20 protein-coding genes and 1 riboswitch are annotated in these 26,269 nt (G+C 74.4%); of the genes, 9 read left to right on the forward strand and 11 right to left on the reverse strand.

Going from position 1 to position 26,269, the window contains the following annotated elements:
* The first annotated feature begins 18 nt into the window (after positions 1-18).
* From BMZ50_RS08120 to BMZ50_RS08130, 3 genes are all read left to right on the forward strand, one after another.
* Entirely contained in the window at positions 19-1,302 is a 1,284-nt protein-coding gene (locus BMZ50_RS08120) for an SAM-dependent methyltransferase (RefSeq protein ID WP_091323011.1), read from the forward strand.
* A gap of 133 nt (positions 1,303-1,435) precedes the next feature.
* Complete coding sequence (locus BMZ50_RS08125; protein WP_091323013.1) at positions 1,436-3,121, forward strand: DNA repair helicase XPB; 1,686 nt, start codon at positions 1,436-1,438, stop codon at positions 3,119-3,121.
* Between the two features lie 195 nt (positions 3,122-3,316).
* The gene (locus tag BMZ50_RS08130) at positions 3,317-5,107 is read left to right on the forward strand and encodes a DEAD/DEAH box helicase (RefSeq protein WP_091323015.1); all 1,791 of its coding nucleotides are present in this window, start codon (positions 3,317-3,319) and stop codon (positions 5,105-5,107) included.
* A 62-nt stretch (positions 5,108-5,169) separates the two neighbouring features.
* On the opposite strand, the gene BMZ50_RS25005 is transcribed toward BMZ50_RS08130, so the two are convergent.
* From BMZ50_RS25005 to BMZ50_RS08145, 4 genes are all read right to left on the reverse strand, one after another.
* Positions 5,170-8,148 (reverse strand): helix-turn-helix transcriptional regulator, encoded by a 2,979-nt coding sequence (locus tag BMZ50_RS25005; RefSeq protein ID WP_091323017.1) that lies wholly within the window; start codon positions 8,146-8,148, stop codon positions 5,170-5,172.
* A gap of 56 nt (positions 8,149-8,204) precedes the next feature.
* Positions 8,205-8,333, reverse strand: coding sequence for a hypothetical protein (locus tag BMZ50_RS25010; protein WP_281245413.1), 129 nt, complete (start codon positions 8,331-8,333; stop codon positions 8,205-8,207).
* Between the two features lie 124 nt (positions 8,334-8,457).
* Positions 8,458-9,765: an MFS transporter gene (locus BMZ50_RS08140; protein WP_091323019.1), complete on the reverse strand. Its 1,308-nt coding sequence runs from the start codon at positions 9,763-9,765 to the stop codon at positions 8,458-8,460.
* Between the two features lie 282 nt (positions 9,766-10,047).
* A complete protein-coding gene (locus BMZ50_RS08145) occupies positions 10,048-10,791 on the reverse strand; it encodes an LURP-one-related family protein (protein ID WP_091323021.1) in 744 nt (247 codons plus the stop codon).
* A gap of 81 nt (positions 10,792-10,872) precedes the next feature.
* Between BMZ50_RS08145 and BMZ50_RS08150 the strand changes: the two genes are divergently transcribed.
* A complete protein-coding gene (locus BMZ50_RS08150) occupies positions 10,873-12,144 on the forward strand; it encodes an ArgE/DapE family deacylase (protein ID WP_091323024.1) in 1,272 nt (423 codons plus the stop codon).
* Positions 12,141-12,776 (forward strand): HD domain-containing protein, encoded by a 636-nt coding sequence (locus BMZ50_RS08155; RefSeq protein WP_091323026.1) that lies wholly within the window; start codon positions 12,141-12,143, stop codon positions 12,774-12,776. Before BMZ50_RS08150 ends, BMZ50_RS08155 begins: the two co-directional genes overlap by 4 nt.
* On the opposite strand, the gene BMZ50_RS08160 is transcribed toward BMZ50_RS08155, so the two are convergent.
* Positions 12,727-13,023 carry a DUF4031 domain-containing protein gene (locus BMZ50_RS08160; protein WP_091323028.1) on the reverse strand — a complete coding sequence of 99 codons (297 nt, stop codon included), beginning with the start codon at positions 13,021-13,023 and terminating at the stop codon, positions 12,727-12,729. The two genes, BMZ50_RS08155 and BMZ50_RS08160, sit on opposite strands and share 50 nt — an antisense overlap.
* Positions 13,024-13,089: 66 nt before the next feature.
* Between BMZ50_RS08160 and BMZ50_RS08165 the strand changes: the two genes are divergently transcribed.
* Positions 13,090-14,085 (forward strand): Gfo/Idh/MocA family protein, encoded by a 996-nt coding sequence (locus BMZ50_RS08165; protein WP_091323030.1) that lies wholly within the window; start codon positions 13,090-13,092, stop codon positions 14,083-14,085.
* Here BMZ50_RS08165 and BMZ50_RS08170 read toward each other — a convergent pair.
* Entirely contained in the window at positions 14,082-14,882 is an 801-nt protein-coding gene (locus BMZ50_RS08170) for a DUF72 domain-containing protein (RefSeq protein ID WP_091323032.1), read from the reverse strand. The genes BMZ50_RS08165 and BMZ50_RS08170 overlap by 4 nt on opposite strands.
* 274 nt (positions 14,883-15,156) lie before the next feature.
* On the opposite strand from BMZ50_RS08170, the gene BMZ50_RS08175 reads away from it, so the two are divergent.
* Both BMZ50_RS08175 and BMZ50_RS08180 read left to right on the forward strand, forming a co-directional pair.
* Entirely contained in the window at positions 15,157-17,235 is a 2,079-nt protein-coding gene (locus BMZ50_RS08175; protein WP_177212711.1) for a fibronectin type III domain-containing protein, read from the forward strand.
* A gap of 83 nt (positions 17,236-17,318) precedes the next feature.
* Complete coding sequence (locus BMZ50_RS08180) at positions 17,319-17,681, forward strand: VOC family protein (protein ID WP_091323036.1); 363 nt, start codon at positions 17,319-17,321, stop codon at positions 17,679-17,681.
* Positions 17,682-17,856: 175 nt separating this feature from the next.
* On the opposite strand, the gene groL is transcribed toward BMZ50_RS08180, so the two are convergent.
* The 3 genes from groL to thrC all read right to left on the reverse strand — a co-directional run bounded on the left by groL (position 17,857) and on the right by thrC (position 21,465).
* Positions 17,857-19,485 (reverse strand): chaperonin GroEL, encoded by a 1,629-nt coding sequence (gene groL, locus BMZ50_RS08185; RefSeq protein ID WP_091323038.1) that lies wholly within the window; start codon positions 19,483-19,485, stop codon positions 17,857-17,859.
* A 250-nt stretch (positions 19,486-19,735) separates the two neighbouring features.
* Positions 19,736-19,936: a cold-shock protein gene (locus BMZ50_RS08190; protein WP_091323040.1), complete on the reverse strand. Its 201-nt coding sequence runs from the start codon at positions 19,934-19,936 to the stop codon at positions 19,736-19,738.
* A gap of 209 nt (positions 19,937-20,145) precedes the next feature.
* Complete coding sequence (thrC, locus tag BMZ50_RS08195; protein ID WP_218146162.1) at positions 20,146-21,465, reverse strand: threonine synthase; 1,320 nt, start codon at positions 21,463-21,465, stop codon at positions 20,146-20,148.
* A 12-nt stretch (positions 21,466-21,477) separates the two neighbouring features.
* A riboswitch (SAM riboswitch) is annotated at positions 21,478-21,595 on the reverse strand.
* A gap of 60 nt (positions 21,596-21,655) precedes the next feature.
* Between thrC and BMZ50_RS08200 the strand changes: the two genes are divergently transcribed.
* Complete coding sequence (locus BMZ50_RS08200) at positions 21,656-22,477, forward strand: HAD family hydrolase (protein WP_091323043.1); 822 nt, start codon at positions 21,656-21,658, stop codon at positions 22,475-22,477.
* 57 nt (positions 22,478-22,534) lie between these two features.
* Here BMZ50_RS08200 and BMZ50_RS08205 read toward each other — a convergent pair whose 3' ends face one another.
* Together BMZ50_RS08205 and BMZ50_RS08210 are read right to left on the reverse strand one after the other, a co-directional pair.
* Entirely contained in the window at positions 22,535-23,407 is an 873-nt protein-coding gene (locus BMZ50_RS08205) for an ABC transporter permease (RefSeq protein ID WP_091323045.1), read from the reverse strand.
* Positions 23,407-26,259, reverse strand: a complete 2,853-nt coding sequence (locus BMZ50_RS08210; RefSeq protein ID WP_245753460.1) for an alpha/beta fold hydrolase — start codon at positions 26,257-26,259, stop codon at positions 23,407-23,409. Before BMZ50_RS08210 ends, BMZ50_RS08205 begins: the two co-directional genes overlap by 1 nt.
* Positions 26,260-26,269: the final 10 nt, after the last annotated feature.

A 26,269-nucleotide genomic window follows, 5' to 3' on the forward strand; every position in this document is an offset into this window, starting at 1 on the left:
CCGCGACGCTCCGTCCACATGGGGAGCAAGCAGAGTTCCGCCGCGCAGCTGGCCGCGGCGGTGACGGAGGTCCTCGGGGTCGCTCAGCTGCCGGTGCGGCTGCGCCTGTGGGACGGTTCGGAGGCCGGGCCGCCGGGCGCGCCGGTGATCCGGGTCCGCTCGCCGCGGGCGGTCCGCCGGCTGATGTGGGCACCCGGGGAGCTGGGGCTGGGTCGTGCGTACGTGGCCGGGGAGCTGGACCTGGAGGACGACGTCTTCGCCACGCTGGCGGCGCTGACGTCCTCCGGCCGGGTCGGCTCGGCCGAGCCCACGACGCCCCTGGGTGTGCGGGCGCGGCTGCGGCTGGCCGCCACCGCCGCCCGGCTGGGGGCGCTCGGCCCCGACCCGGCACCGCCCCCGGAGGAGGTCCGCCTGCGCCGGTTCGGGCGGCGGCACTCGCGGGCGCGGGATGCCGCGGCGATCTCCCACCACTACGACGTGGGCAACGACTTCTACGCCCTCGTGCTCGGCGCCTCGCTGGTCTACTCGTGCGCCGTCTGGGACTCGCCGGCCACCGGTCTGGACGCGGCGCAGGAGGCCAAGCTGGACCTGGTCTGCCGCAAGCTGGACCTGCGGCCCGGCGCGCGGTTGCTCGACGTCGGCTGCGGCTGGGGCAGCCTGGCCATGCACGCCGCCGACCGGTACGGGGCGCAGGTCGTCGGCATCACGCTGTCCCGGGAGCAGGCCGGCCTCGCGCGCCGGCGGGTGGCCGAGGCGGGGCTGGCCGACCGGGTGCAGATCCGGGTGCAGGACTACCGCACGGTCGACGACGGCCCGTTCGACGCGGTCGCCTCGATCGGGATGGCCGAGCACGTGGGACGGGCGAACGTCCCGCGGTACGCCACCCGGCTGCACGACCTGCTGCGCCCCGGCGGCCGGCTGCTGCACCACGCGATCGCCTGGAACGCCGGGGCGTTCCAGGCCGATCCGGACACCTTCATCGCGCGGTTCGTCTTCCCCGACGGGGAGCTGCTCGGCCTGGCCGACATCGTGGGCGCGCTGGAGGCGACCGGGCTCGAGGCGCTCGACGTCGAGGCGCTGCGCCTGCACTACGCGCTGACCCTGCGGGCCTGGGTGGACCGGCTGGAGAAGAACTGGGATGCCGCAGTGGCGGCCAACGGCCTCGGGCGGGCCCGGGTGTGGCGGCTGTACATGGCCGGCAGCGCGCTCGCCTTCGAGACGGGCCGGATGGGGGTCAACCAGGTGCTGCTGCAGCGGCCCGGCGGGGACCCGCCGCCCCTGCGGCTGCGGGACTGGCGCTGACCGGATCACCCCCGATCCCCGCGATCGGGAAGGGCTTGTCGGTCCCCGCGGTTACCGTGACGGAGGTCCCCGCGGGGCCCCTTCCCCTGCTGCACCCTCCGGGCGGCAGGACGCCCGCTGCCGAAAGGTCACCGTGAACGACGGTCCCCTCATCGTCCAGTCGGACAAGACCCTGCTGCTCGAGGTCGACCACCCGCTGGCGCGCGACTGCCGGGCGGCGATCGCGCCGTTCGCCGAACTGGAGCGCTCCCCCGAGCACGTGCACACCTACCGGGTGACGCCGCTGGCGCTGTGGAACGCCCGCGCTGCCGGGCACGACGCCGAGCAGGTCGTCGACGCGCTGGTCCGCTACTCGCGCTACCCGGTGCCGCACGCGCTGCTGGTCGACGTCGCCGACACGATGGACCGCTTCGGCCGGCTCACCCTGGTGAACAACCCGGTGCACGGGCTGGTGCTCAACTCCTCCGACCGCGCGGTGCTCGAGGAGGTCATCCGTTCGAAGCGGGTCGCTCCGATGCTCGGCGCACGGATCGACGCGGACACCGTCGTCGTCCACCCGTCCGAGCGCGGCCGGCTCAAGCAGGCGCTGCTCAAGATCGGCTGGCCGGCCGAGGACCTCGCCGGCTACGTCGACGGCCAGGCGCATCCGATCGAGCTCGACCAGTCCGGCTGGCACCTGCGCGACTACCAGCAGGAGGCGGTCGACGGCTTCTGGGCCGGCGGCTCGGGTGTCGTCGTGCTGCCCTGCGGTGCCGGGAAGACCCTGGTCGGCGCCGCGGCGATGGCCGAGGCGAAGGCCACCACGCTGATCCTGGTCACCAACACGGTCGCCGGGCGGCAGTGGAAGCGGGAGCTCATCGCCCGCACGTCGCTGACCGAGGACGAGATCGGCGAGTACTCCGGGGAGCGCAAGGAGATCCGCCCGGTCACCATCGCGACCTACCAGGTGATCACCACCCGCCGGAAGGGCGAGTACCGGCACCTGGACCTGTTCGACGCGCAGGACTGGGGGCTGATCGTCTACGACGAGGTGCACCTGCTGCCCGCGCCGATCTTCCGGCTCACCGCCGACCTGCAGTCCCGCCGCCGGCTGGGCCTGACGGCCACGCTGGTGCGCGAGGACGGCCGGGAGGACGACGTCTTCTCCCTCATCGGGCCGAAGCGCTACGACGCCCCGTGGCGGGACATCGAGGCGCAGGGCTACATCGCCCCGGCCGAGTGCATCGAGGTGCGGGTCGCGCTCGACGACGAGGAGCGGATGACCTACGCGGTGGCCGAGCCGGAGGAGCGGTACCGGATCGCGGCGACGGCGTCCTCGAAGCTGCCGGTGATCCGCCGGGTGCTCGACCGGCACCCCGAGGAGCAGAAGCTCGTCATCGGGGCCTATCTCGACCAGCTCGAGGAGCTCGGCACCGCGCTGGACGCCCCGGTCATCCAGGGCTCGACGACGAACAAGGAACGGGAGCGGCTGTTCGACCAGTTCCGCTCCGGCGAGCTGCGCACGCTCGTGGTGTCGAAGGTGGCGAACTTCTCCATCGACCTGCCCGAGGCCGCGGTGGCCGTCCAGGTGTCGGGGACGTTCGGCTCCCGGCAGGAGGAGGCCCAGCGGCTCGGCCGGGTGCTGCGCCCCAAGGCCGACGGCCGGCAGGCGCACTTCTACACCGTGGTCAGCCGGGACACCCTCGACAGCGAGTACGCCGCACACCGGCAGCGGTTTCTCGCCGAGCAGGGCTACGCGTACACGATCGTCGACGCCGCCGACCTGGCCGGCCCCGGCGAGGTCAACGGCCCCGACTGGGTGGACGAGCCGGCCGACTGACGCCTCCGCTCACCTGCACCGGCCGCGCGCTCGAGGTCGCCCGGCGTGGCCCGGGCGACCAGCGACAAGCTGCTGACGGCGATGCCCTGACTCGTCTGGGAGACTGGGCACCCCCTGCCACACCCACGGCGGCACGCCGAGCTGCCCCGCCTGGATGGGCGTGTCGGACCGGTCCGACACACGATGACGCACGCGATGGGAGACACAGCACTGGCGCGCGCGCAGGCACCGGCGATCACCTCGGCACGGCCCCTCCGGGCGTGGCAGCAGGCGGCCCTGGAGCGGTACGAGGAGGCCTCACCGAAGGACTTCCTGGTGACCGCGACCCCGGGCGCCGGCAAGACCACCTTCGCCCTGACCCTGGCCGCGCGGCTGCTTCAGCGGCGCGAGGTGGCCCGGGTGATCGTCGTCTGCCCGACCGACCACCTGCGGCTGCAGTGGGCCGACGCGGCCGACCGGATGGGCATCGTCCTGGACCCGGGGCTGACCAACGCCGTCGGCCCGGTCCGCGCCGGCACCCAGGGCTACGTCACCACGTACGCGCAGGTGGCCGGCAAGCCGATGCTGCACGCCGCCCGGGCGACCTCCGTCAAGACGCTGGTCATCCTCGACGAGGTGCACCACGCCGGCGACGGCCTCTCCTGGGGTGAGGCCATCGAGGAGGCCTACGGCTTCGCCGCCCGCCGGCTGTGCCTCACCGGGACGCCGTTCCGCACCAAGCCCGACGAGCGGATCCCCTTCGTGCGGTACGAGGAGGACGGCTTCGAGGGCGACGCTGGGGAGGCCGGCGCCGGGCTGGTCAGCCGCGCCGACTACACCTACGGGTACAAGGAGGCGCTGGCCGACAACGTCGTCCGGCCGGTCGTCTTCGCCGCCTACACCGGGACCTCGCGCTGGCGGAACTCCGCCGGCGAGGTGGTCGCCGCCTCCCTGTCCGAGGCCGGCACCCGCTCGGTGGAGATGCAGGCCTGGCGCACCGCCCTGGACCCCAAGGGCCAGTGGGTGCCGCACGTGATCGCGGCGATGGACGACCGGATCACCCACCTGCGCGAGAACGGCATGCCCGACGCCGCGGGGCTGATCCTCGCCAGCGACCAGGACGACGCGCGCGCCTACGCCAAGATCGTCCGCCGGGTGACCGGCAAGGCCCCCGAGCTGATCCTCTCCGACGATCCCAAGGCGTCGAAGAAGATCGAGCGGTTCTCCACCGGGTCCGCGCGGATCGCGGTCTGCGTGCGGATGATCTCCGAGGGCGTCGACGTCCCCCGGGCCGCCGTCCTGGCCTGGATGACCTCCTACCGGACGCCGCTGTTCTTCGCCCAGGCCGTCGGCCGCGTGGTCCGCTCCCGGGCGCCGCACGAGTCGGCCACGGTGTTCCTGCCCGCCGTCCGGCCGCTGCTGAGCCTCGCCGCGTCGATGGAGGAGCAGCGCAACCACGTCATGCCGCCGCCGAAGACGCAGCAGGGCGACGAGCTGGACCTCGAGCCGCTGCCGCCCAAGGAACGCGCGGTCGACGGCGTCAAGCAGTTCGAGGCGCTGGAGGCCGACGCCCGGTTCGCGCACGTCCTGCACGGCGGGACGGCGCACACCGGCTCCGGGTCACCGGCCGTGGTCGCGCCCGAGGACGAGGAGTTCCTCGGCATCCCCGGTCTGCTCACCGCCGAGCAGACCGCCGAGCTGCTCGCCAAGCGCGACGACGAGCTGCGGCTGCGGATCGCCCAGCGGGCCCACCACGACGACGAGGACGGCGGCCTGTTCCCCGTCGAGGACCACCCCGACGAGGACGACGCCGGCCGGTCGTGGCGCGACGCCGCTGAGCTGCGCCGGGAAATCAACCGGCTGGTCAGCCGGGTGTCGGCCAAGACCTCGACGCCGCACGCGGTGGTGCACACCCAGCTGCGCCAGTCCGTGCCCGGGCCGCCGTCGGCCTCGGCGTCGGTCGACGTCCTCCGCGCCCGCCGCGAGCGCCTGCGCACGATGCTCTGATCAGACCGCGCGCCGCCGGCGCCGATCTCGTTGCGGTCCGGGTCGACGGACATCGCGGCAGGCTAGTGCGGCAGAAGGCCGCGGGCGGCGGCGATGGCCACGGCCTCGGTGCGGCCGCCCGCGCCCAGCTTGGCCAGGATGTTGCTGACGTGCACGCTCGCCGTCTTCTCGCTGATGTAGAGCTCGGCACCGATCTGCCGGTTGGTCCGGCCCTGCGCCAGCAGCCGCACGACCTCGTTCTCCCGCGGGGTGAACACCGCCGCGGGGTCCACGACGCGCCCGGCGCCGGGCAGGTCCAGGGGCAGCCGGCCGCGGCGGGCCAGCTCCGTCACCGCCGCGCGCAACGGGGCGGCCTCCAGCCGCGCCGCCACCTCCGCGGCCGCCCGCAGCTGCTCCGCGGCGCCGGCGCGGTCGTCGGTGGCCAGCAGCGCCTCGGCCAGCCGCCACTGGGACCGGGCCTGCTCGTAGACGTGCCCGTAGCCGAAGGCCCGGACGGCGGCGTCCCACAGCTCCGGTGCCGCCCGTCCCTGCAGCCGGGCCGCCTCGGCCTCCACGCGGGCGAGCCAGGCGGCCGCCTCGACGCCGTACTCGCCGACCTTCCCCAGGTGCTCCTCGACGGCGGAGCGGGCCGCCGCGACGAGCTCCTCCCCCGTCGCCTCCCAGCGCCGCACGGCCGCGTCGTCGCCGAGCAGCCGGGCTCCCGCGGCCGCGTCGCCCACCGGCGCCAGCGCCATGGCGGCCAGCCGCACCACCGCCAGCCGGTCGACACCCCACGCGAGGTGGATCTGCTCGATCGCCGCCCGCGCCCGGTCCGCGGCTCCGCCGGCGTCGCCCGCCCAGGCGGCACGGTCGATCTCGGCCCCGGCGGTGGCCAGCAGCAGGAGGACGTGCGCGTCCAGGTGCGCGGTCAGGCCCCGGGCCCAGGCCACCCGGTCCGCGACGGTGGGATCCCCCCGGCCGACCTGCACCAGCAACCCGGCGGCCCGGACGTGCCCGGCCATCTCCGGCACCCGGGTCAGCCCCTCGACCAGCTCGAGGCTGCCCGTCCAGTCCCCGGTGACGTAGCGGGCGACCACTCCCAGGTGGCGCAGCTCGGCGGCGTAGAAGGACCACTCGACGCCCACGTCGCCGGCCCGGGTCAGCGCCGTGTCGATCCAGCGCAGTGCCGCGGCGAGGTCCCCGCCCTCGTACGGCACGACCGCCAGGTTGAACAGCACCCGCATCTCGACGTCGACGTCCCCCGAGCGGCGGGCGCGGACCAGCGCCTCCTCCAGCCGCGCGGTGACGACGGCCCGGTCCTCGCCGCCGCGCACCCGCGCCAGGGACACCGCGGTGTCGGCCCAGGCGCTGTCCAGACCCAGCGCGTCCGCGGCCGCCAGCGCCTCCCCGGCGGCCTCGTCCCCCTCGTCCCACCGGCCCACGGCGTAGCAGGTCCGGGCATGGGTGGCGGCGGCCCACGTCCGCACCGGGGACGGCGGATCGCGCGGCACCAGGGCCATGGCCGCGGCACTCTCGCGCATCGCGGAGGCCTGGTCCTCGATCCGCGCCAGCGCCTGGGCCAGCCGGTAGTGCACCCGCGCCCGGGCCGCAGGGTCGCCGTCGGGCCCCAGCAACTGCAGCGCCTCCCGCAGGAGCGCCACCGCCCGGTGCAGCTCGCCGGCGGTGCGGGCCGCGGACGCGCTGTCCAGCAGCAGCGCGGCGTGGTCGCGCCCGGCGCGCCCGGCGGCGTCGGGCACCGCCGGCCACAGCGCCAGCGCGGCCTCCAGGTGCTGCAGCTGCTCGGCCGGGGCGCCCACGCGGCAGGCCTCCACCGCGGCCTCCAGGGACGCCGAGAACGCGCCGGCCAGGTCGTTGCTGCCCCGGGCGTGGTGGGCCCGCTCGGCCGCGGTGCCGGCGCCGGGCGTCGCCGCCAGGTGCGCGGCGATCGCCGCGTGCAGCCGGACCCGTTCCCCCGGCAGCAGGTCGGCGAGCACCGCCTCGCGCAGCAGGGCGTGCCGGAAGCGGTAGCGGCCGTCGGCGGAGACGACGAGCAGGTGGTGGTGCACCGCCTCGGCCAGCGCCGCCTCCAGCTCGGCCGGCGCCAGCCCCGCGACGGCGGTCACCAGGTCGTGCCGCACCTGCCGCCCGGCCAGCGCGGCGACGCGCAGCACCCGCTGGGCCGCCTCCCCGAGCTGCTCCACCCGGGCCAGGAGCACGTCGGTGAGCGCCAGCGGCAGGGTCTCCCCCGCCAGCCCGGCGGCCAGCAGCTCCTCGGCGTAGAAGGCGTTGCCCTCCGCCCGGGCCACGACGTCGTCCACCGTGCGCTCGGCCACGCCGTCGGCCAGCCCCCGGACGAGCTCACCCACCGCCGCGTCCGGCAGGGGCCCGAGCTCCAGCCGCTCGACCCCCGGGAGGCGCACCAGCTCGGCGAGCAGCGGCCGCAGCGGGTGCCGGCGGTGCAGGTCGTCGGAGCGGTAGGAGACGACGACGGCCACCGGCTCGTCGGCCAGCCGGGCCAGCAGGTAGCGCAGCAGGTCGCGGCTGGAGCGGTCGGCCCAGTGCACGTCCTCGAGCACGACCAGCAGCGGGGTGCCCGCCGCCAGCTCGGCCAGGAGCGCGGCCACCGACTCGAACAGCTGCAACCGGCCGTCGTCCAGCGCCGCGCGGGACCCCGGGTGCGGCAGGGGCCGGCCCAGGTCGGCGGCGTCGCCGGCCGGCAGCTCGGCCGCCGCCGGCGCGGGCCGGCCGGCGAGCAGCCCCGTGAGCGCGGGCTGCGCCGCGACCGTCAGCGGTTCGCCGGCGACCGGCCGCAGCAGGTCCACGAACGGCAGGTAGGGCAGGCCGACGTCGCCCAGGTCGACGCAGTGCCCGGTGAGCACCCGGACACCGCGCCCGGCCGCCCGCGCGCTCAGCTCGTCGAGGAGGCGGGTCTTGCCGACACCGGCGTCACCGGCGAGCAGGACCGCGCAGGTGCGCCCCTCGAGCGCCCGGTCGACCGAGGCCAGCAGCCGGTCGAGCTCCTCGGCCCGGCCCACCAACGGTCGATCGTCCCACTGCGGCACGCCGATGATCGTGGCACGGCCCTCCGACGGGACCGGAGCGACCGGGAGGGGACCGCTCAGCGGGCCCGACGGCGCCGGCGGGAGAACCAGGGGCCCGGCCGCGTGCGGGTTCCGCGGCCGATCGCCTGCAGCAGCTCGCGCCGGTAGGCCAGCTCGGCCTCGAGGCCGGGGTCGGGGTAAGGCATGACCGTCTCTCCTGCGTCGTCGGGTGGGACGACGTCGACGGTCGTGCTGAGGGGTCCGGCCCGGCATCGGGCGATCAGGCAGTCCCTGCCCCGCCCGGCCGGGTAAGGCCCTCAGGCAGGCCCCTCAGGTGAGATCGGTGCCCTTGGTCTCCCGGAGGGTGAGGACCGCGACGAAGGCGATCGCGGCGGCGACGGCCACGTAGACGAAGAAGATCAGCGGGCGGCCGGCACCCGACAGTGCGGTGATCACCAGCGGCGCGGTCCCGCCGAAGACCGCGACCGTGAGGTTGTACCAGGCGCCGATACCGGTGGCCCGCAGCTCGGTGGGGAACAGCTCGCTCATGATCGCGGGGGCGATCGAGGCCAGCAGCGCGTAGAGCCCCAGGCCCGTGCAGAAGACGACGATCAGCGAGAGCAGGTTGTCCTGGACCAGGAAGGACAGCGGAACGATCAGCACCGCGTAGCCGCCCGCCCAGACCAGCATCTGCGGCTTGCGGCCGAACCGGTCCGACAGCGCACCGAACGGGTAGCAGAGCGCGACGAACAGCGCGGTGCCCAGCGACAGGGCGAGGAACACGTCACCGTCGTCGGCGCCCCGGAAAGTGATCGCGAACGGGGTCAGCGCGCTGAAGAACGTGTAGTAGGACAGCGTCGACAGCATCGTGAAGGCGATCAGCTGGACGACGGCCCTCGGGTGGTGCCGGATGGTCTGGCGCAGCGGGTCCTTCGTGGCGCGGGCCTTGGCCGCGTTCTCCTCGAACTGCTCGGTCTCCACCAGCGAACGGCGCAGCCACAGGCCCAGGATGCCGAGCAGGCCGCCGATGGCGAAGGCGATCCGCCAGCCGTAGGACTGCAGCTGCTCCTCGTCGAGCATGTTGGTCAGCAGCACGCCGAGCAGCGAGGCCAGCAGCAGCGCCGTCCCGGTGGAGATGTAGAAGAACGCCGAGTAGCGGCCGCGGCGGGCCGGCGGGGCGATCTCGGCGAGGTAGGCCGAGGCGTTGGAGACCTCGCCGCCCAGCGACATGCCCTGGGCGATGCGGGCCAGCAGCAGCAGGATCGGCGCCAGCCAGCCCACCGCCTCGTACGTGGGCAGGATCGCGATGGCCATGGACCCGCCGGCCATCAGCAGGATGGTCAGCAGCATCCCGGCCTTGCGGCCGCGCAGGTCGGCGAAGCGCCCGAGCAGCCAGCCGCCGAGCGGCCGGAAGAAGAAGGCGAGCGCGTAGGCGGAGGTGGCGCCGATCAGCGCGAGCGCCTCGTTCTCCGACGGGAAGAACTGGCCGGAGAAGTAGACGACGAAGGTGGCGTACACAGTCCAGTCGAACCACTCGACGGCGTTGCCGATGCTCGCCGAGACCAGCGTCCGGACGGGGAGCCGGTGCGGTACCTCGACGGTCGTCGCGCTCGGCCCCTGCCGCACCGTTCCTTCCATGGGAACCCACCACCCTCTGCCGCTTCTCGGTCTCCGAGACGACGGTAAGGCGGAGCCCGGACGGCGGCACCTCGAGCGCGGCAGTCGGGAGGAGAAGGGTCCGGACCGGATGCCGGCCGCCTCGCGGCGAGACGCACAACGCGGCTCCAGGCCCCCGACCGAGGTCGGGGCGGTAGTCCGCGAAGGCTGATAACCAAATGGCACCCGGGGGCACGAAGCACCCGGCCCGGACAGTCCCCAGGCTACCCCCATCCGCGGGGGGCTCACACGGGCCGGGACCGATCAGTTGAAGCCGCGGTCGTCCTGCTTCAGGGCGGTGTCCACGGTGAGCGCCGAGGCGATGACCATGCTGGCCAGCGGCTCGGGCAGCCGGAAGTGGACGAGCACGACGTACCGGTCCGCCGTGGTGAACAGCGTCCGGGCCAGGCCCTCCCACTTCTTGGTGATCCGCGCGACCTCGGTGCCGGCGGCGTCGACGATCGCGAAGTCCCAGGCCCGCCAGTTCTCGGCCTGGATCGCACCGACGACCTGCCCGTCCACGACCAGGTCGAAGCGGATCTTGCCGAACACGTTGGCCTGGACGATCTCCCCGAGTGGCTGGCCGTCCGGCCGCTCGACGACGACCCGCGACTTCACGATCTTGGCCGGCCGGGTGAGCACCAGCACGGGACCGCGAGCGTCGCGGACCTCCAGCCGGTGGGTGAGGAACTGGTCGAGATTGGAGACGAACCGGACGGCCTTCTTCAGCGCGCTCTGCCCCACCTGGACGACCGCGCCGATCTGCTGGCCCTCGCCGTCGAAGACGGCGTACTCGTTGGTGAGCTCGATCAGCTTCGTCTTCTGCGAGACGACGAGGACCGGCTGGTCGTAGAGCGAGGGCCCGTGCGCCTGGGCGGTCACCGCCGGCGCCGGCGGGGCCGCGGCCTGCCCGACGTGGTCGGTCCAGCCCTGGCCGTCCCACCATCGGGTCGCGCCGCTGCCGGCGGGGTCGGGGTACCAGCCGGGCGGCGGGGGCGGTTGCGTCACGGCGGCGAAGCTAGCGTGCCTGCCCGGCAGCCTGTTCCCGGCTCGCCGCAGGGGCGCCGCCGGCCGTGCCAGACTCCGGCCGTGGCCGACCTGACCGACGCGGAGGCCCGCGCGCTGTCCGCCGTCGACGAGCGGTGGGTGGTCGCCCGGCTGCGCGCGCTGGTCGCCGTCCCGTCGGTCGGAGGGACGGCGGCGGAGGCCGAGGCACAGCACCTGGTCGCCGGCTGGCTGGAGGAGCTGGGTTGCGCCGTCGACCGGTGGCCGATCGACCTGGCCGCGGCCGCGAGCGCGCCCGACGCCCCCGGCCAGGAGGTCGACCGCACCGAGGCCTGGGGCGTGGTCGGCACGGTGGCGGCCGCCGAGGACGGCGTGCCCGCGCTGGTGTTCTCCGGGCACACCGACGTCGTCCCGCCCGGCGACCGCGAGCTGTGGCCCGCCGACCCGTTCGTCCCCCGGCTGGCCGGCGGCGCGCTGCACGGCCGGGGTGCCTGCGACATGAAGGCCGGCGTTGTCGCCTCCCTCGCCGCCCTGGCGGCGGTGCGGGCGGCAGGGGTCCGGCTCACCCGGCCGGTCGCGGTGCACGCCGTCGTCGGGGAGGAGGACGGCGGTCTGGGCGCCTGGGCGACCCTGCAGCGGGGGCACCGCGGCGACCTGTGCGTCATTCCCGAGCCGACCGCCGGCGCGGTGGTCACCGCCTGCGCCGGCGCGCTGACCTTCCGCCTGGAGGTCACCGGACGCGCCGCGCACGCCGCCCACCGGGACCAGGGGGTGAGCGCGGTCGAGCTGTTCGCGGAAGTGCACGCCGGCCTGCGGGAGTTCGAGGCCGAGCGGCAGCGCGACGCCGACCGGCGCTTCGGGGACGCCCGCTTCCCCTACGGCCTGTCGATCGGCCGGGTCCGGGCCGGCGACTGGGCCAGCTCGGTGCCCGACCGGCTGGTGGCCGAGGGGAGGTACGGGGTCCGGCTGGGCGAGCCGGTCGAGGAGGCCCGCGCGGCGTTCGAGCACCGGCTGGCGGCGATCTGCGCGGCGCATCCCTGGCTCGCGCAGCACCCGGTGCGGGTCGGCTGGACCGGCGGCGCGTTCGCCAGCGGCTCGCTGCCGTCCGGGCACCCGCTGCTGCCGGCGGTCCGGAGGGCGGTGGCCGACGCCGGCGGCGGGACGCCCCCGGAGCGGGCGCTGAGCGCCGGCAGCGACCTGCGCCTGTACGCCGCCGCCGGTGTCCCGACCCTGCACCACGGGCCCGGCGACCTGCAGCTGGCGCACGGGCCGCAGGAGCGGGTGCCGGTCGCCGAGGTGGTGACCGCGGCCCGCGCGTTCGCCCTGCTGACCCTGCGCAGCTGCGGGGTCGCATGAGCCTCGTCGGCTTCGAGACGTGGGCGCAGCTGGCCGGCGACTCCCCCACCTCGCGCACCGAGTGGGCCGCGGTCGTCGCCGCGTGGGGCGAGCCGCACCGCCGCTACCACGACCTGGCACACCTGGCAGCCGTCCTCGGGCTGGTCGGCGAGCTGGCCGACGCTGCGGCCGATCCGGACGCCGTCCGGCTGGCCGCCTGGTACCACGACGTCGTCTACGACCCGCTCCGCGATGACAACGAGGCGGTCAGCGCCGAGCGGGCGCGGGCCGGGCTGCGCGGGCTGGTCCCGGAGGAGCGGGTGGAGGAGGTGGCCCGGCTGGTGCGGCTCACCGCCGGACACGCCCCGGCGGCGGACGACCCGAACGGCGCGGTGCTCTGCGCCGCCGACCTGGCCGTGCTGGCCGGTCCGCCGGAGAGCTACGCCGCCTACGCCTCGGCCGTGCGCGCGGAGTACGGGCACCTCTCCGACGCGGCGTTCACCGCCGGACGCATCACCGTCCTGGAGCACCTGCTGGCACTGCCCGCCCTGTACCGCCTGCCCGCGGTGGCCGCGGCGTGGACCCCGCGGGCGCGGGCCAACCTCACCGCGGAGCTGGGCCTGCTGAGGGCACGGGCCGGCGGGGCTTCCTGACGCGCAGCCCGGCGGCCATCAGCCGGCCGAGCAGCTCGCGGGCGCCGACCGGGACGGCGCCGGCGGCCACGGCCACCTCGTAGAGGTCCTCGGGGACGTCGTAGTGGTCGCCCTGGAACGCCCGGCGGGGGATCCCCAGCTCGGCGGCGACGAAGGCGTGCAGCTCGTCGTGGGAGACGTCGCTGACCAGGTGGGACCACAACCGGCCGCGCCAGGGCCACACCGGGGTGTCGATGAGCACGGCCACGGGAGGCAGTCTGCCCGGCGGGGACGGCAACCTCCTGCGGTGCGGGTCCCCGCTAGCGTCGGGCCGGTGAAGGAAGAGATCCGCTGGGGCGTCGTCGGGCCGGGCCGCATCGCGGAGAAGCTGGTCGCGGACTTCGCCCACGTGGAGGGCGCCCGGCCGGTCGCGGTCGCGTCCCGCTCGCTCGACCGCGCCGCGGACTTCGCCCGCCGGCACGGGCTCGACCGCGCCCACGGCTCCTACGCCGACATCCTCGCCGACCCGGACATCGACATCCTCTACGTCGCCACGCCCCACCCGCAGCACCACGCGGTGGCCCTCGCCGCCCTGGAGGCGGGCAAGGCGCTGCTGGTGGAGAAGGCGTTCACCGCGACGACCGCCGGGGCCGCGGAGGTGATCGACCTGGCCCGGGAGCGCGGGTTGTTCACCATGGAGGCGATGTGGACGCGCTTCCAGCCGGCGGTCGTGGCCCTGCGGGACCTGGTGGCCGACGGCGCGATCGGGGAGGTCCGTTCCGTCCAGGCCGACCTCGGGGTCGCCCGCGACTACGACCCCGTCGACCGGCTGTTCGCCCTCGAGCTGGGCGGCGGGGCCCTGCTGGACCTCGGCGTCTACGTCGTCTCCTTCGCGCAGATGCTCCTCGGCAGCCCGGACACCGTGACGACCGCGGGCTCGCTGTTCCCGACCGGGGCCGACGCCGAGGCGAGCCTGCTGCTGGGCTACGCCGACGGCCGTTCGGCGGCGCTGACCACCTCGCTGCGGTACGCGCTGCCGGGGCAGGCCCGCGTGTTCGGCACCGCCGGCTGGATCGACGTCCTCCCCCGCTTCCACCACCCGCAGACGATCGTGCTGCACCGCGCCGGCGCCGAACCGGAGACGATCACCCGCCCGCAGACCGGCGGCGGCTACGCGCACGAGCTGATCGAGGTGACCGAGTGCCTGCGGGCCGGCCGCACCGAGAGCGCGGTCATGCCGCTGGCCGACACCCTGGCCGTGCAGGCGGTGCTCGGCCAGGCCGCCGACCAGCTCGGCATCCGGCACGCGGAGGACCCGAGCGTGCTCTAGACGGACGCCGTCCCGGCCTCCGCCCACGCCTCGCCGGTCGCCTGCTCGAGGGTGGGCACGCGGGTCGGCGTTCCGCCGGCCCGGCGCACGGCCTCGGCGAAGTGGACGGCGTCGACGACCGCCGCGCCGCCGGGGTCGTTGTTGAAGTAGACGAGGACGTCCTCCACCGGGGACCACGTGGCGGCGAGGCGGTCGGCCCACAGCTGCAGCGTCTCCGGCCGGTAGCGCCAGTTCTCCGCGCCCGTGTGCAGCCGCAGGTACCCCCAGTCGGTGGTCCGCCAGAGCGGGGCGACGGGGCGCTCATCGCGGTCGGCCCAGCACAGGGCGGCGCCGTAGCGCTCCAGCAGGGCGCGGATCTCGTCGGTCCACCAGCTCTCGTGCCGCGGTTCGACGGCCACGCGGGTGCCACCCGGAAAGCAGGCGAGGCACTCGCGCAGCAGCTCGGCGTCGGCCTTCAGCGTGGGCGGCAGCTGGAGCAGGATCGTGTCGAGCTTGTCGCCCAGCCCGGCGGCGCGCTCCATCAGGCGGGCCACCGGCTCCTCGGGCTCGCGCAGCCGCTTGATGTGGGTCAGGTAGCGGCTGGCCTTGACCGCCCACCGGAAGTCCGGCGGGGTGCGCTCGCGCCACTTCTCGAACGTCGTCCGCTCGGGCAGCCGGTAGAAGGCGTTGTTGCTCTCGACCGTGGCGAAGTGCTTGGCGTAGTGCTCCAGCCAGAGCCGTTGCGGCAGCTTCTGCGGGTAGAAGCGGCCGCGCCAGTCGCGGTACTGCCAGCCCGACGTCCCGATGATCACCGCCACGGACGGCGCCTACCCGCGACCGGGACGTCCGACGCGCCCCTCGGATTGAGGACCTTCGCCCCCAGTCCGACGCGCCCCGCGCCCCTCGGATTGGGGACCTTCGTCCCCCCTCCGCTCGGCTGACGCTTTCGAGCGGATCGGATGACCGTCTGTCCCCATGGAGACCGACCCTCCGTCCGAGGAGGGCCGGCGGACAGCGGAGAAGACGATGACCAGATCACGACCGACCACCTTGGGTGGCCGTGGGGACGGTACGCGAGCTGGAGCTCCGTCCGTGTCGCGGCTGCCCGCCCCCCGGCGGGGGAACCGGCTGCTGGCCGGCGGCCTCGCCGCCCTCACGGCCACCGGCGGGCTCATCGGGTTCGTCAGCAGCGCCTCGGCCGGCACCCCGCCGGCCGGGCCGGGCAACATCGAGGTGTTCCCCTCCCGCGACATGGTGGCCATCGAGGGCTACACCGCCCAGGCCGGCCAGACCGCGACCCTGACCGTCTCGCGCGGCGGCGAGACCGTCGGCACCGCCACGGGCGTCGTCGACGGGACCGGCTTCATGGAGTGGAACCACGAGGCGACCCCGCGGCCCGGCGGCGGGTTCGACGGATGCTTCACCGACGTCACCCCCGACATCCAGGCGGGTGACGACGTGTCGGTCTCGTTCAGCGGCTCGCCACTGGTCGACGGGATGAAGGTCAGCTCGGCCGAGGTCACCGGGGTGACCGCCAGCGAGCCGGCCGAGGGGAACGTCAACACCGTCACGATCACGGGCACCTACGGCCCGGACACCGACCTCGGCCGGTTCGCCGTCGAGGTCGTCAACCCCACGATGCGCGACGAGGGCAACATCGGCGAGCGGGCGATCGGCTGGAGCCCGAACGAGGCGGCGGAGCCCACGCAGGGCTACACCGTCGAGGGCACCGCGGCGAACGGTGAGTTCTCGGTGACCTTCGGCGGCCTGTCGCCGTCGGACCAGCAGCTGGTCTTCGACGGCGAGAAGGTGGCGCTGAGCTGGATGGCCGACGCCACCGCGGTCGAGGCCCAGCTCGGCCTCACGCTGGCGGAGTACGGGCTGGTCGGCGGCGGCGCCCCCGGCTGCCCGCCCGGACCGGACGGCGCCGAACCCCCGGCCGGCGAGTTCTCCGTGGTCTGGGACAACCAGGCCCAGGCCACCGTCACCTGGGCCTCCGCCGCGCCCGTCGCGGGCGGTGAGCCGGTCGACGGCTACAGCATCGAGGCCATCGACCAGACGGCCGACGCCGCCGGCGCCCAGCGGCTGTCCGGCTACCGGGTCGGCCCGGACGCCACCCAGGTGGTCCTGGACGGCCTGGACCCCGGCGCGCTGTACGACATCGAGGTCCGCTCGATCGTCGACGGCGAACTGGGCGCCCCGTTCGCCCTCGCGGGCACGGCCTCGCCCACGCCTCCCGACGGCGAGACCGACACCACCGCCCCGGTCCTGACCTCCACTCCCGAGCTCAACGGGACCACGGCGGTGCTCGCCGACAGCCGGACGCTGACCCTGTCGGCCGACGAGGGCACGATCTACTACACCCTCGACGGCTCTCCGGTCACCACGCAGCCGAACGGCAACGTTCCCTCGCCCACCGCGAAGATCTACCAGGAGCCGATCCCGATCACGGCTGCCGACACCGCGATCACCATCGCGGTGATCGACACCGCCGGCAACGCCACGCACGCCTCGGGTGTCGTCTCTCCCCGCCCCGCGGCCGCGGCCGTCGCCCCCACCGGGTCGGCCGTGACCAGCTTCGCCGGCGCCGGGCCCGACGCGGCCAACCCCCAGGGCCGGGTCAGCCTGGGCTGGAACCCGGTGCCCGACGCCACCGAGTACCGCGTCCGGGTGTACCTGCGGACGGACGCGACGAACACCAACACGCTCCAGCCGGAGCGGGACGTGGTCGTCACCGGTACCACCGCGGACGTGACCGGCCTGCCCAAGTCCGCGCCGGGGCAGCGGTGGGTCTTCCGGGTCCAGTCGAAGACGCCGGCCGCCACGACGTACTCGCCGTTGACCACGGGCGTCAACGTCGTCCTCCCGGGTGACGACATCGGCCTGGACCTGGCCCAGTTCCGCACCGGTGACGAGTTCCGCATCAGCGGCTCGGGCACCGTGCCGGGCGCGACGATCACCGTCCACCGCCCGAACGCGACCGGCACCGGCCCGGTCACCACGCCGATCCCCGGATACCCGTCGGCGACGGTGGGTGCTGTGGAGGCACCGGCGAACGCCGGCCCCTGGTCGATCGTCCTCGACCCGGCCCCCACCACCGCGCCCAGCCAGATCTGGATCAAGTCCAGCCAGGGCGCCGTCGCCGGACCGTTCACCGTCGACGTCCGGTAGCACCACGACTGAACACGCACCCGAGGGCCCGTCACCACCCGGTGACGGGCCCTCGGCCTGCGCGGTGTGCTGAGCTTCGGGACATGAGCGCCCCCGCCCGGTTCAAGGACCTCTGCCTCGACGCCCGCGACCACCAGTCCCTCGCCGACTGGTGGTGCGCGGCGCTCGGCTACGTGCGGAGCTCCCCCTCCGGCGGAACCGAGCGCGACCCCGCCTGGCCGGTGCCGATCAAGGACCCCTCCGGGACCGGGCCGCTGATCTGGTTCAACCCGGTCACCGAGGCGAAGACGGTCAAGAACCGGATGCACCTCGACGTCGTCGGGGACACCGCCGCGCTGCTCGCCGCCGGCGCCACCCTGCTGCGGGCCCGGGACGGCGAGGTCGACTGGGACGTGCTCGCCGACCCGGAGGGCAACGAGTTCTGCGTCTTCTCCCCGCGCGACTGACCGTCCGGCGGGCTCTTGGAGTGTTGCTCGGGCATCCGGGGTCCTGCAGCACCCCGGTTGCGAGAGAACTACTCCAGAAGCGGCCCGCCGCGCCCCCAGAGACGCCGACAGGGGCGACCCGCCGAAGCGGACCGCCCCTGCCGGGCAGTGCTGGTGGTGCGGTGAGGGGCTGGACTCAGAAGTCCATACCGCCCATGCCGCCGTCGCCGCCGGGCATGGCCGGAGCGGACTTCTCCGGCTTGTCCGCGACGACCGCCTCGGTGGTGAGGAAGAGCGCCGCGATGGACGAGGCGTTCTGCAGCGCCGAGCGGGTCACCTTGGCCGGGTCGATGATCCCGGCGGCGACCATGTCCACGTACTCGCCGGTGGCGGCGTTGAGGCCCCAGCCTGTCTCGGAGTTGCGGACCTTCTCCACCACGACGCCGCCCTCGAGGCCGGCGTTGACCGCGATCTGCTTCAGCGGCGCCTCGAGCGCGACGCGCACGATGTTGGCACCGGTGGCCTCGTCGTTCTGCAGCTCGAGCTTGTCGAACGCGACGGCCGTGGCCTGCGCGAGAGCGACGCCACCACCGGCGACGATCCCCTCCTCGACGGCGGCCTTGGCGTTGCGCACCGCGTCCTCGATGCGGTGCTTGCGCTCCTTGAGCTCGACCTCGGTCGCGGCACCGGCCTTGATGACGGCGACGCCACCGGCCAGCTTGGCCAGGCGCTCCTGCAGCTTCTCGCGGTCGTAGTCGGAGTCGCTGCGCTCGATCTCGGAGCGGATCTGGTTGACCCGGCCCTGGATCTGCTCGGGGTCACCGGCACCCTCGACGATCGTCGTCTCGTCCTTGGTGACGACGACCTTGCGGGCACGGCCGAGCAGGTCGATGGAGGCGCCCTCCAGCGTGAGGCCGACCTCCTCGCTGATGACCTGGCCACCGGTGAGGATGGCGATGTCGGTCAGCATGGCCTTGCGGCGGTCACCGAAGCCGGGGGCCTTGACCGCGACGGACTTGAAGGTCCCCCGGATCTTGTTGACGACCAGGGTGGCCAGGGCCTCGCCCTCGACGTCCTCGGCGATGATCGCCAGCGGCTTGCCGGACTGCATGACCTTCTCCAGCAGCGGGAGCAGGTCCTTGACCGAGCTGATCTTGGAGTTGGCGATCAGGATGTAGGGGTCGTCGAGGACGGCCTCCATCCGCTCGGGGTCGGTGACGAAGTAGGGCGAGATGTAGCCCTTGTCGAAGCGCATGCCCTCGGTGAGCTCGAGCTCGAGGCCGAAGGTGTTGCTCTCCTCGACGGTGATGACACCTTCCTTGCCGACCTTGTCCATCGCCTCGGCGATGAGCTCGCCGATGGCGGGGTCGCCGGCCGAGATCGACGCGGTGGCGGCGATCTGCTCCTTGGTCTCGACCTCCTTGGCGGTCGAGAGCAGGTACTCGGTCACGGCCTCGACGGCCCGCTCGATGCCCTTCTTCAGGGCCATCGGGTTGGCGCCGGCGGCGACGTTGCGCAGACCCTCGCGGACGAGCGCCTGGGCGAGCACGGTGGCGGTGGTGGTGCCGTCACCGGCGACGTCGTCGGTCTTCTTCGCGACCTCCTTGACCAGCTCGGCCCCGATCTTCTCGTACGGGTCCTCGAGCTCGATCTCCTTGGCGATGCTCACACCATCGTTGGTGATGGTGGGCGCGCCCCACTTCTTCTCGAGTACGACATTCCGGCCCCGGGGGCCGAGGGTCACCTTGACGGCGTCGGCGAGGGTGTTCATGCCCCGCTCGAGGCCGCGGCGCGCCTCTTCGTCGAACGCGATCATCTTGGCCATGTGGTGATGTCCTCCATGCATGGATCGCTGCACGGCCGGGTTCGGCGCCCGCGACGGACGACGCCGGCGGTGCGAGCACTCCCTCGGCCCGCGACCAGCGCCTCACCGTTCCGACCTCGTTGGCACTCGACAGCGTCGAGTGCCAGATCGAGTCTGGCACTCGGCCGTACCGAGTGCAAGAACGGGGGTCGGCGACGACCGAGGCCCGGCCCCCGAACTGGGGACCGGGCCTCGACCGGGAACGGGTGGATCAGACGCTGCGCACGGCGTCGGCCTGCGGACCCTTCTCACCCTGGACGACCTCGAAGGTGACCCGCTGGCCCTCGTCGAGGCTCTTGTAGCCGTCCATCTGGATGGCCGAGTAGTGGACGAAGACGTCCTGGCCGCCGTCGACGGCGATGAAGCCGAAGCCCTTCTCGGCGTTGAACCACTTCACGGTGCCCTGTGCCACGTGTGCTCCCACGTTTCGTGCGTGCGGACGACCCCCGCGAACCAGGGGCCGGGTCTAGCTCTTCCGCCCGCCTAACACGAACGTGGAACTGAAACCGCGGGAGAACGTACAGCACAAAAGCCGTGGTGAGAGCAACCTCACGCACGTGACGCACCGGATGGGGGAACGGGCCGTCCCTCGCCCGGGGAGCGGCCGCACGCCCTACGGCGTCAGCGGATGAGACCCGCGGCCCGCACCGACCGCAGCGACGGCTCGACCCGGTGCGTGGGGCCGACGACCGGCTCCAGCGGGTCGAGGGTCTTCAGGCCCTCGCCGGTGTTGAGGACGACGGTCTCCTTCGTGCGGTCCAGCCGGCCGTCCTCGACCAGCTGGCGGAGGACCGCGACGGTCACCCCGCCGGCGGTCTCGGCGAAGACGCCGGTGGTGCGGGCCAGGTCGCGGATCCCCTGCACGATCTCCTCGTCGCCCACCCGGCCGACCGCACCGCCGGTGCGCCGGATCGCGTCGAGCGCGTACGGGCCGTCGGCGGGGTTGCCGATGTTGAGCGACTTCGCGATCCCGGTCGGCTTCACCGGCTTGACGACGTCCCAGCCGTTGTCGAACGCGGTCGCGATCGGGTCGCAGCCGGCCGACTGAGCGCCGAAGATCGTCCACTCGGTGGCCTCGACGATGCCGGCCGCGACCAGCTCCCGGAACGCCTTGTCCACCTTGGTGAGCAGCGAGCCCGACGCCATCGGGATGACCACCTGGGCGGGGATGCGCCAGCCGAGCTGCTCGGCGAGCTCGTACCCCATCGTCTTGGAGCCCTCGGCGTAGTAGGGCCGCACGTTCTGGTTGACGAAGGCGGTGTCCTCGAACTCGTCGGTCTCGGCGAGCTCGCTGGTCAGCCGGTTCACGTCGTCGTAGGAGCCGTCGACGGCGACCAGCGTCTGCCCGTAGATCGCCGACTGCACGACCTTGCCCGGCTCGAGGTCGGAGGGGATGAACACGAACGACGGCAGCCCGGCACGCGCGGCGTGCGCGGCCACGGAGTTGGCCAGGTTGCCGGTGGAGGCGGCGGCGATCTTCGTGTAGCCCAGCCCCTTGGCGGCGGTGGCCGCCAGGCTGACCACCCGGTCCTTGAACGAGTGCGTGGGATTGGCCGAGTCGTCCTTGACCCACAGCCCGCCGGTGAGGCCCAGCTCCTCGGCCAGCCGGTCGGCGCGGACCAGCGGCGTCAGCCCCGGGTCGAGGGTGATGCGGTCGGCCGGGTCCTGGCCCACCGGCAGCAGGCCGGCGTAGCGCCAGATGTTCTGCGGGCCGGCCTCGATCTGCTCGCGGGTGACCGCGCGCATCACCTCGGGGTCGTAGTCGACCTCCAGCGGGCCGAAGCACTCGGCGCAGGCGTGCTCGGCGATCAGGCCGAAGGTGGCCCCGCAGTTGCGGCAGATGAGCCCGCGGGCCGGACACGGGGCGATCGGACCACCTGCGGCGGGGTCGGCCTGGGCGGCGGGGCTCGTCCGGGTGGAGCCGGGAGCGGTAAGGGTCATGCGACGACTACCTCCTCATCTTCCCCGCGTCGGGCCGTCGAGCCGCGCGGGACGGAATTGGCACCTTCCGCTGTAGCGGCGGTTGCCGGGGCTTCATCGGGCCGTGTCCCTCTGCCCCTCTGGATGAGTGGAACGCACCGAACTCTACCCAGGTGACCGGCACCGCAGCGGACCCGGCCAGGATGGGGAGGTGGGAACGCGCGTCGTCTACACCGATCTCGACGGCACGATGGTCGGGCCCCGGGGGTCCTTCTGGCACACGGCCGGCCGTGCCCTGACCGCCGACCCGGCGGCCGCCCTGCTCGACCTGCACCGGGCCGGTGTCGCGCTGGTGCTGGTCAGCGGGCGCACCTTCGAGCAGGTGGTGGAGGCGGCGCGGATCTTCGCCGCCGACGGCGCCGTCGCCGAGCTCGGCTCGGTGGTCAGCTGGGACGCCGGCCGCGGCGTGCACCGGCTCAGCGGTGAGCTCCCCGCCCGGTACGCGCAGCGGACACCGATGGACGTGATGGCCGAGCTCGGCGTCGTCGAGGACCTCCTGGCCCGCCACCCCGGGCGGCTGGAGTGGCACGCGCCCTGGCACGCCACCCACGAGGCCGACGCCCTGCTGCGCGGGCGGGTCGACCCGCTCGCCGTCGACGCGTACCTGGCCGAGGCCGGCCTGGGATGGCTGACGCTCAAGGACAACGGCGCCATCCCGGCGTCGTCCCGGATGACCCTGGCGCCGGACGTGCTGCCGCCCCGGGTCTACCACCTGATGCCGCGGGGGATCTCCAAGGGCGCGGCGATCGCCTGGGACCTGGAGCGGCGCGGGCTCACCCCGGCCGACGCGGTGGCGATCGGCGACAGCGTCAGCGACCTGGAGATGGCCCCCGCCGTCGACCGGCTGTGGATCACCGCGAACGGGGCCACGGTCGACGGGATGGCCGACCTGCTCTCCGCCGTCCCCAACGTGACGGTGACCGAGGGGCCCATGGGCGAGGGCTGGGCGCAAGCCGTCCGCGCCAGCATCTAGGCCCCGTCCAGGGCACCGCCCCGAGCTTGCGAGGGGTGGGGAGGACGGGGTCCTTCTTCAGGAGGTGACGTCGCGGCGGGCGAAGTGGCGGAAGCCCAGCGCGGTGAAGACGGCGGCGTAGACCAGCGACTGGACGACGCCGCGGAACAGGTCGCCGGAGTCGACCGGGGTCTGCAGCAGGTCGGTCCAGGCGAACTCCTCCGCGGTGGGGAACCAGTCGCGGATCGAGCCCAGCTGCTCGACCTGGTCGAGGATGGCGAACACGAACATCGTGAACACCGCGCCCCCGACCGCGGCCAGCGGCGCGTCGGTGATCGTGGAGAGCCAGAAGGCCAGCGTGCCGACGACGAGCAGGTGGACGGCGAGGTAGCCGACCATCCCGGCCAGCCGCAGCAGTCCCTCGCCCTGCCCGAGGGTCACGCCGATCGGCGTCTGGATGCTCTCGAAGCCGAAGGCGATCCCGCCGGCCACGAGCCCGGTGAGGACCAGCGTCAGCAGCGCCCCCACCGACAGCACCAGCGCCGCGTACCACTTCTGCCGGAGCAGCCGCATCCGCGGCACCGGCGTGGCCAGCGTGTAGCGCAGCGACCCCCACTGGGCCTCGCTGGCCACCGTGTCACCGAAGAACAGCGCGTAGACCACGACCAGGAAGAAGCTCGTCGTCGCGAACAGCACGAACAGGGTGAAGTTCAGCCCGCCGGCGGTCGCGACGTCGACCAGGTTGAGCCGGCTGTTCTCCTGCGCGTCCTCGCTCGCGCCCAGCTGCAGCGCGGCGATGAGCACCAGCGGCAGCGCGAGCATGAGCACGAACACCCCGATGGTGCGGCGGCGTTTGAACTGCCGGCGCAGCTCCACCGACAGCCGCAGCGTGCGCTCGGGCCGGTAGCCGGCGACGGCCCCGGTCGGCTGGACGTGCCCGGTGACCGTCATCAGCTCTCCCCCACCAGTGCCAGGAACGCGTCCTCCAGCCGGCGCCGCGGCGTGAACGCGTCCACCGCCACCCCGGCCTCCACCAGCGCCTGCAGCGCCCGGGCCCGGCTGGTGCCGTCGAGCTCGGCGACCAGCCCCTCGTCGGTGCGCTCGACCGACACCCCCGGCAGCGCCGTGAGGACGGCGGCCGCGCGGTCGGTGTCGGCGTCGTCGGCCAGGCCGACCAGCACCGCGCCGCCGGTGCCGACGATCTCCTCCACCGTGCCCTGGGCGATCTTCTGCCCCTTGGCCATGACGACGACGTGGCTGCAGGTCTGCTCGATCTCGCTGAGCAGGTGGCTGGAGACGATCACCGTGCGGCCGGTCGCGGCGTAGGAGCGCAGCACCTCGCGCATGGCGTGGATCTGCGGCGGGTCCAACCCGTTGGTCGGCTCGTCGAGCACCAGCAGGTCGGGCAGGCCGAGCATCGCCTGGGCGATCGCCACCCGCTGCCGCATGCCCTGGCTGTAGCGGCGCACCGGGCGGTCGATGGCCGCGCCCAGGCCGGCGACCTCGATCGCCTCCTCCATGTGCGCGTCCTCGGCCGGCCGGCCGGTGGCCGCCCAGTACAGCCGCAGGTTGTCGCGGCCGGACAGGTGCGGCTGCAGCCCGGTGCCCTCGACGAAGGAGCCCAGGCGCGAGAGCACCGGGGCGCCGGGCCCGGCGGCGTGGCCGAAGATGCTGATCCGGCCCTCCGTCGGCCGGATCAGGCCCATGAGCATCCGCAGCGACGTCGTCTTGCCCGCACCGTTGGGGCCCAGCAGCCCGAGCACCTGCCCGCGGCGCACCTCGAAGGAGAGGTGGCGCACGGCGACGAAACCGTCCTTGTAGGCCTTGGTCACGCCGGTGAACCGCAGCGGCACGTCCTCCCCGTCGGGCTCGACGGCCGAGACCCGCCGGCGGCGCCGGCGGCCCCACAGCACCGCCGTTCCCCAGGCCAGCAGCCCCAGCGCGGCGAGCACGCCGAGCAGCCCCCACCACGGGGCGGTGCTCGAGCCGCTCTGCGCCTGCCCCTCGACCTCCGGGACGGCCAGTGCCCCGCCGTCCCCGCCGGCCAGCGCGACGGAGTAGACCGCGGCCTCGGCGGGCAGCGCGAAGGCCTGGTCGGTGGAGGAGACCACCACGCGCATCGTGTGACCGGCCTCGAAGCGGTGCACGATCCCCGGCAGGGTCACCGACACCTCGGTGGGCGCGGACGGGTCGCTCGAGAGGCCGGTGAGCGACAGCGGCGCCACCAGCCCGCCGGGCAGGGTCATGCCGCCGTCGGGGCCGACGTCGTAGAGCTTGGCGAACAGCGTCGCGGTGCCGCTGGGCGAGGCGACGGCGAGGTCGACGGTCGGCGCCCCCACGACCTCCACCGCGGCGTCGAGCGGCTCGCTGTCGAAGGCGGCGAACTGGCCGGGGATCTCCAGCGCGGTGCCGCCGAGCCCGAACGCCGCCGCCGAGCCGAGACCCGGGACGGTGGTGATCGCCGCCGGGGTGCCTCCGGCGGGGGTGACCACCGGCTGCGCCGGGCCGTCGACGGCGACGCGGGACCGCTGTGCGGCGTCCGCGCCGGCCAGGCCGGGGTAGTCGGCGGCGGCGACGGTCCGGCTGCCGCCCTGCACGCTGCCCAGCCCGGCCGCCTGGCCGGTGGGGGCGGGGAACTCGAACCCGGTGCCGGGGTCCTCACCCTTGGCCCGCAGGTACCAGTCGAACCAGCCGGCCACCTGTTCGCGCAGCCGTTCGGTGATCCGCTCCGACCCGGACTCGTCGTGCCCGCCGGCGTACCACAGGACCTTCACCGGTGCGCCGTTCGCGGCGATCCCCCGGGCGTTGGCGTCGGCCTGGCCCAGCCCGAACAGCGAGTCCCGCGTGCCCTGGACGAGCAGGGTGGGCGCGTCGATGCGGTCCAGGACGGTCGCCGGGCTGCTGCGGTCGAGCACCGCGGCGATCTCCGGCGTCAGCGTGCCGGTGGCCGCGGCCTCCTGGTAGGCGGCGCAGATGTCGGCGCGGAACCGCCCGCAGGTCAGCGCCTGCTCCACCGCGGCGGCGTCGACCGAGGCGGGGTCGGCCGGCGGCAGGGCGATCTCCTCGCCGTCGGCCCCCGCTCCCCCGCCGAGCAGGCCCCCGCCGGGCACGGAGCCGACCCCGAAGAACAGCCCCGACCACAGCCGCTTGTAGACGCCGCTCCCCTCGGCCTGGGGGGTGGCGGCCACGGTCTGCGCGCCGTCGACCGGGCCGACCTGGGAGGGGAACAGGGCGGCGGTCAGCGAGTTCCAGGTGATCTGCGGGGCGATGGCGTCGACCCGGTCGTCGTAGGCGGCACCGAGCAGCGACAGGGCACCCCCGTAGGAGGCGCCGGCCACGCCGACCCGCGGGTCGCCGTCGGCGTCGAGGAGGACGTCGTCGCGCGCGGCGAGCAGGTCGAGGAGGGTGGAGAGGTCGGCGACCTCGAACCGGGGGTCGTTGAGCCCGATCTGCCCGGTGCTGGCACCGAAACCCCGCGCGGAGTAGGCGAGGACGACGTAGCCGCGGCCGGCCAGGTCGCGCGCGTCCTCGGCGACCGACTCCTTGCTGCCGCCGAACCCGTGCGCCAGCACGATCGCCGGGGCGGGCTCATCGGCCGACGCCGACCCGGGCACGTAGAGCGTCGTGTCCAGCTCCACCGCGTCCGCCCCGGAGCCGGACGGAACGCGTTGCTCCTCGGCCGCCACGTCCTCGGCCGCGGCGGCCGGCGGGACCGGGGCGACGGCGAGCAGCGCACCGGAGACCAGCAGGGCGAGCAGGGCAGCGAGCGTCGCGCGGGCGCCGGGGCGCGAACGGGAACGCACGGGCCCGCGA

This window comes from Geodermatophilus ruber, assembly GCF_900114385.1.
In the GTDB taxonomy this organism is placed as follows: Bacteria; Actinomycetota; Actinomycetes; order Mycobacteriales; family Geodermatophilaceae; genus Geodermatophilus; species Geodermatophilus ruber.

Excerpts from the sequence above, each read along its gene's own strand:
- BMZ50_RS08120 (WP_091323011.1), top strand. The coding sequence starts at position 19 with ATGGGGAGCAAGCAGAGTTCCGCCGCGCAGCTGGCCGCGGCGGTGACG.
- BMZ50_RS08205 (WP_091323045.1), bottom strand. The coding sequence starts at position 23,407 with ATGACGGTCACCGGGCACGTCCAGCCGACCGGGGCCGTCGCCGGCTAC.
- groL (WP_091323038.1), bottom strand. The coding sequence starts at position 19,485 with ATGGCCAAGATGATCGCGTTCGACGAAGAGGCGCGCCGCGGCCTCGAG.
- BMZ50_RS25010 (WP_281245413.1), bottom strand. The coding sequence starts at position 8,333 with ATGCCTTACCCCGACCCCGGCCTCGAGGCCGAGCTGGCCTACCGGCGC.
- thrC (WP_218146162.1), bottom strand. The coding sequence starts at position 21,465 with ATGACCCTTACCGCTCCCGGCTCCACCCGGACGAGCCCCGCCGCCCAG.
- BMZ50_RS08155 (WP_091323026.1), top strand. The coding sequence starts at position 12,141 with ATGAGCCTCGTCGGCTTCGAGACGTGGGCGCAGCTGGCCGGCGACTCC.
- BMZ50_RS08130 (WP_091323015.1), top strand. The coding sequence starts at position 3,317 with ATGGGAGACACAGCACTGGCGCGCGCGCAGGCACCGGCGATCACCTCG.
- BMZ50_RS08140 (WP_091323019.1), bottom strand. The coding sequence starts at position 9,765 with ATGGAAGGAACGGTGCGGCAGGGGCCGAGCGCGACGACCGTCGAGGTA.
- BMZ50_RS08180 (WP_091323036.1), top strand. The coding sequence starts at position 17,319 with ATGAGCGCCCCCGCCCGGTTCAAGGACCTCTGCCTCGACGCCCGCGAC.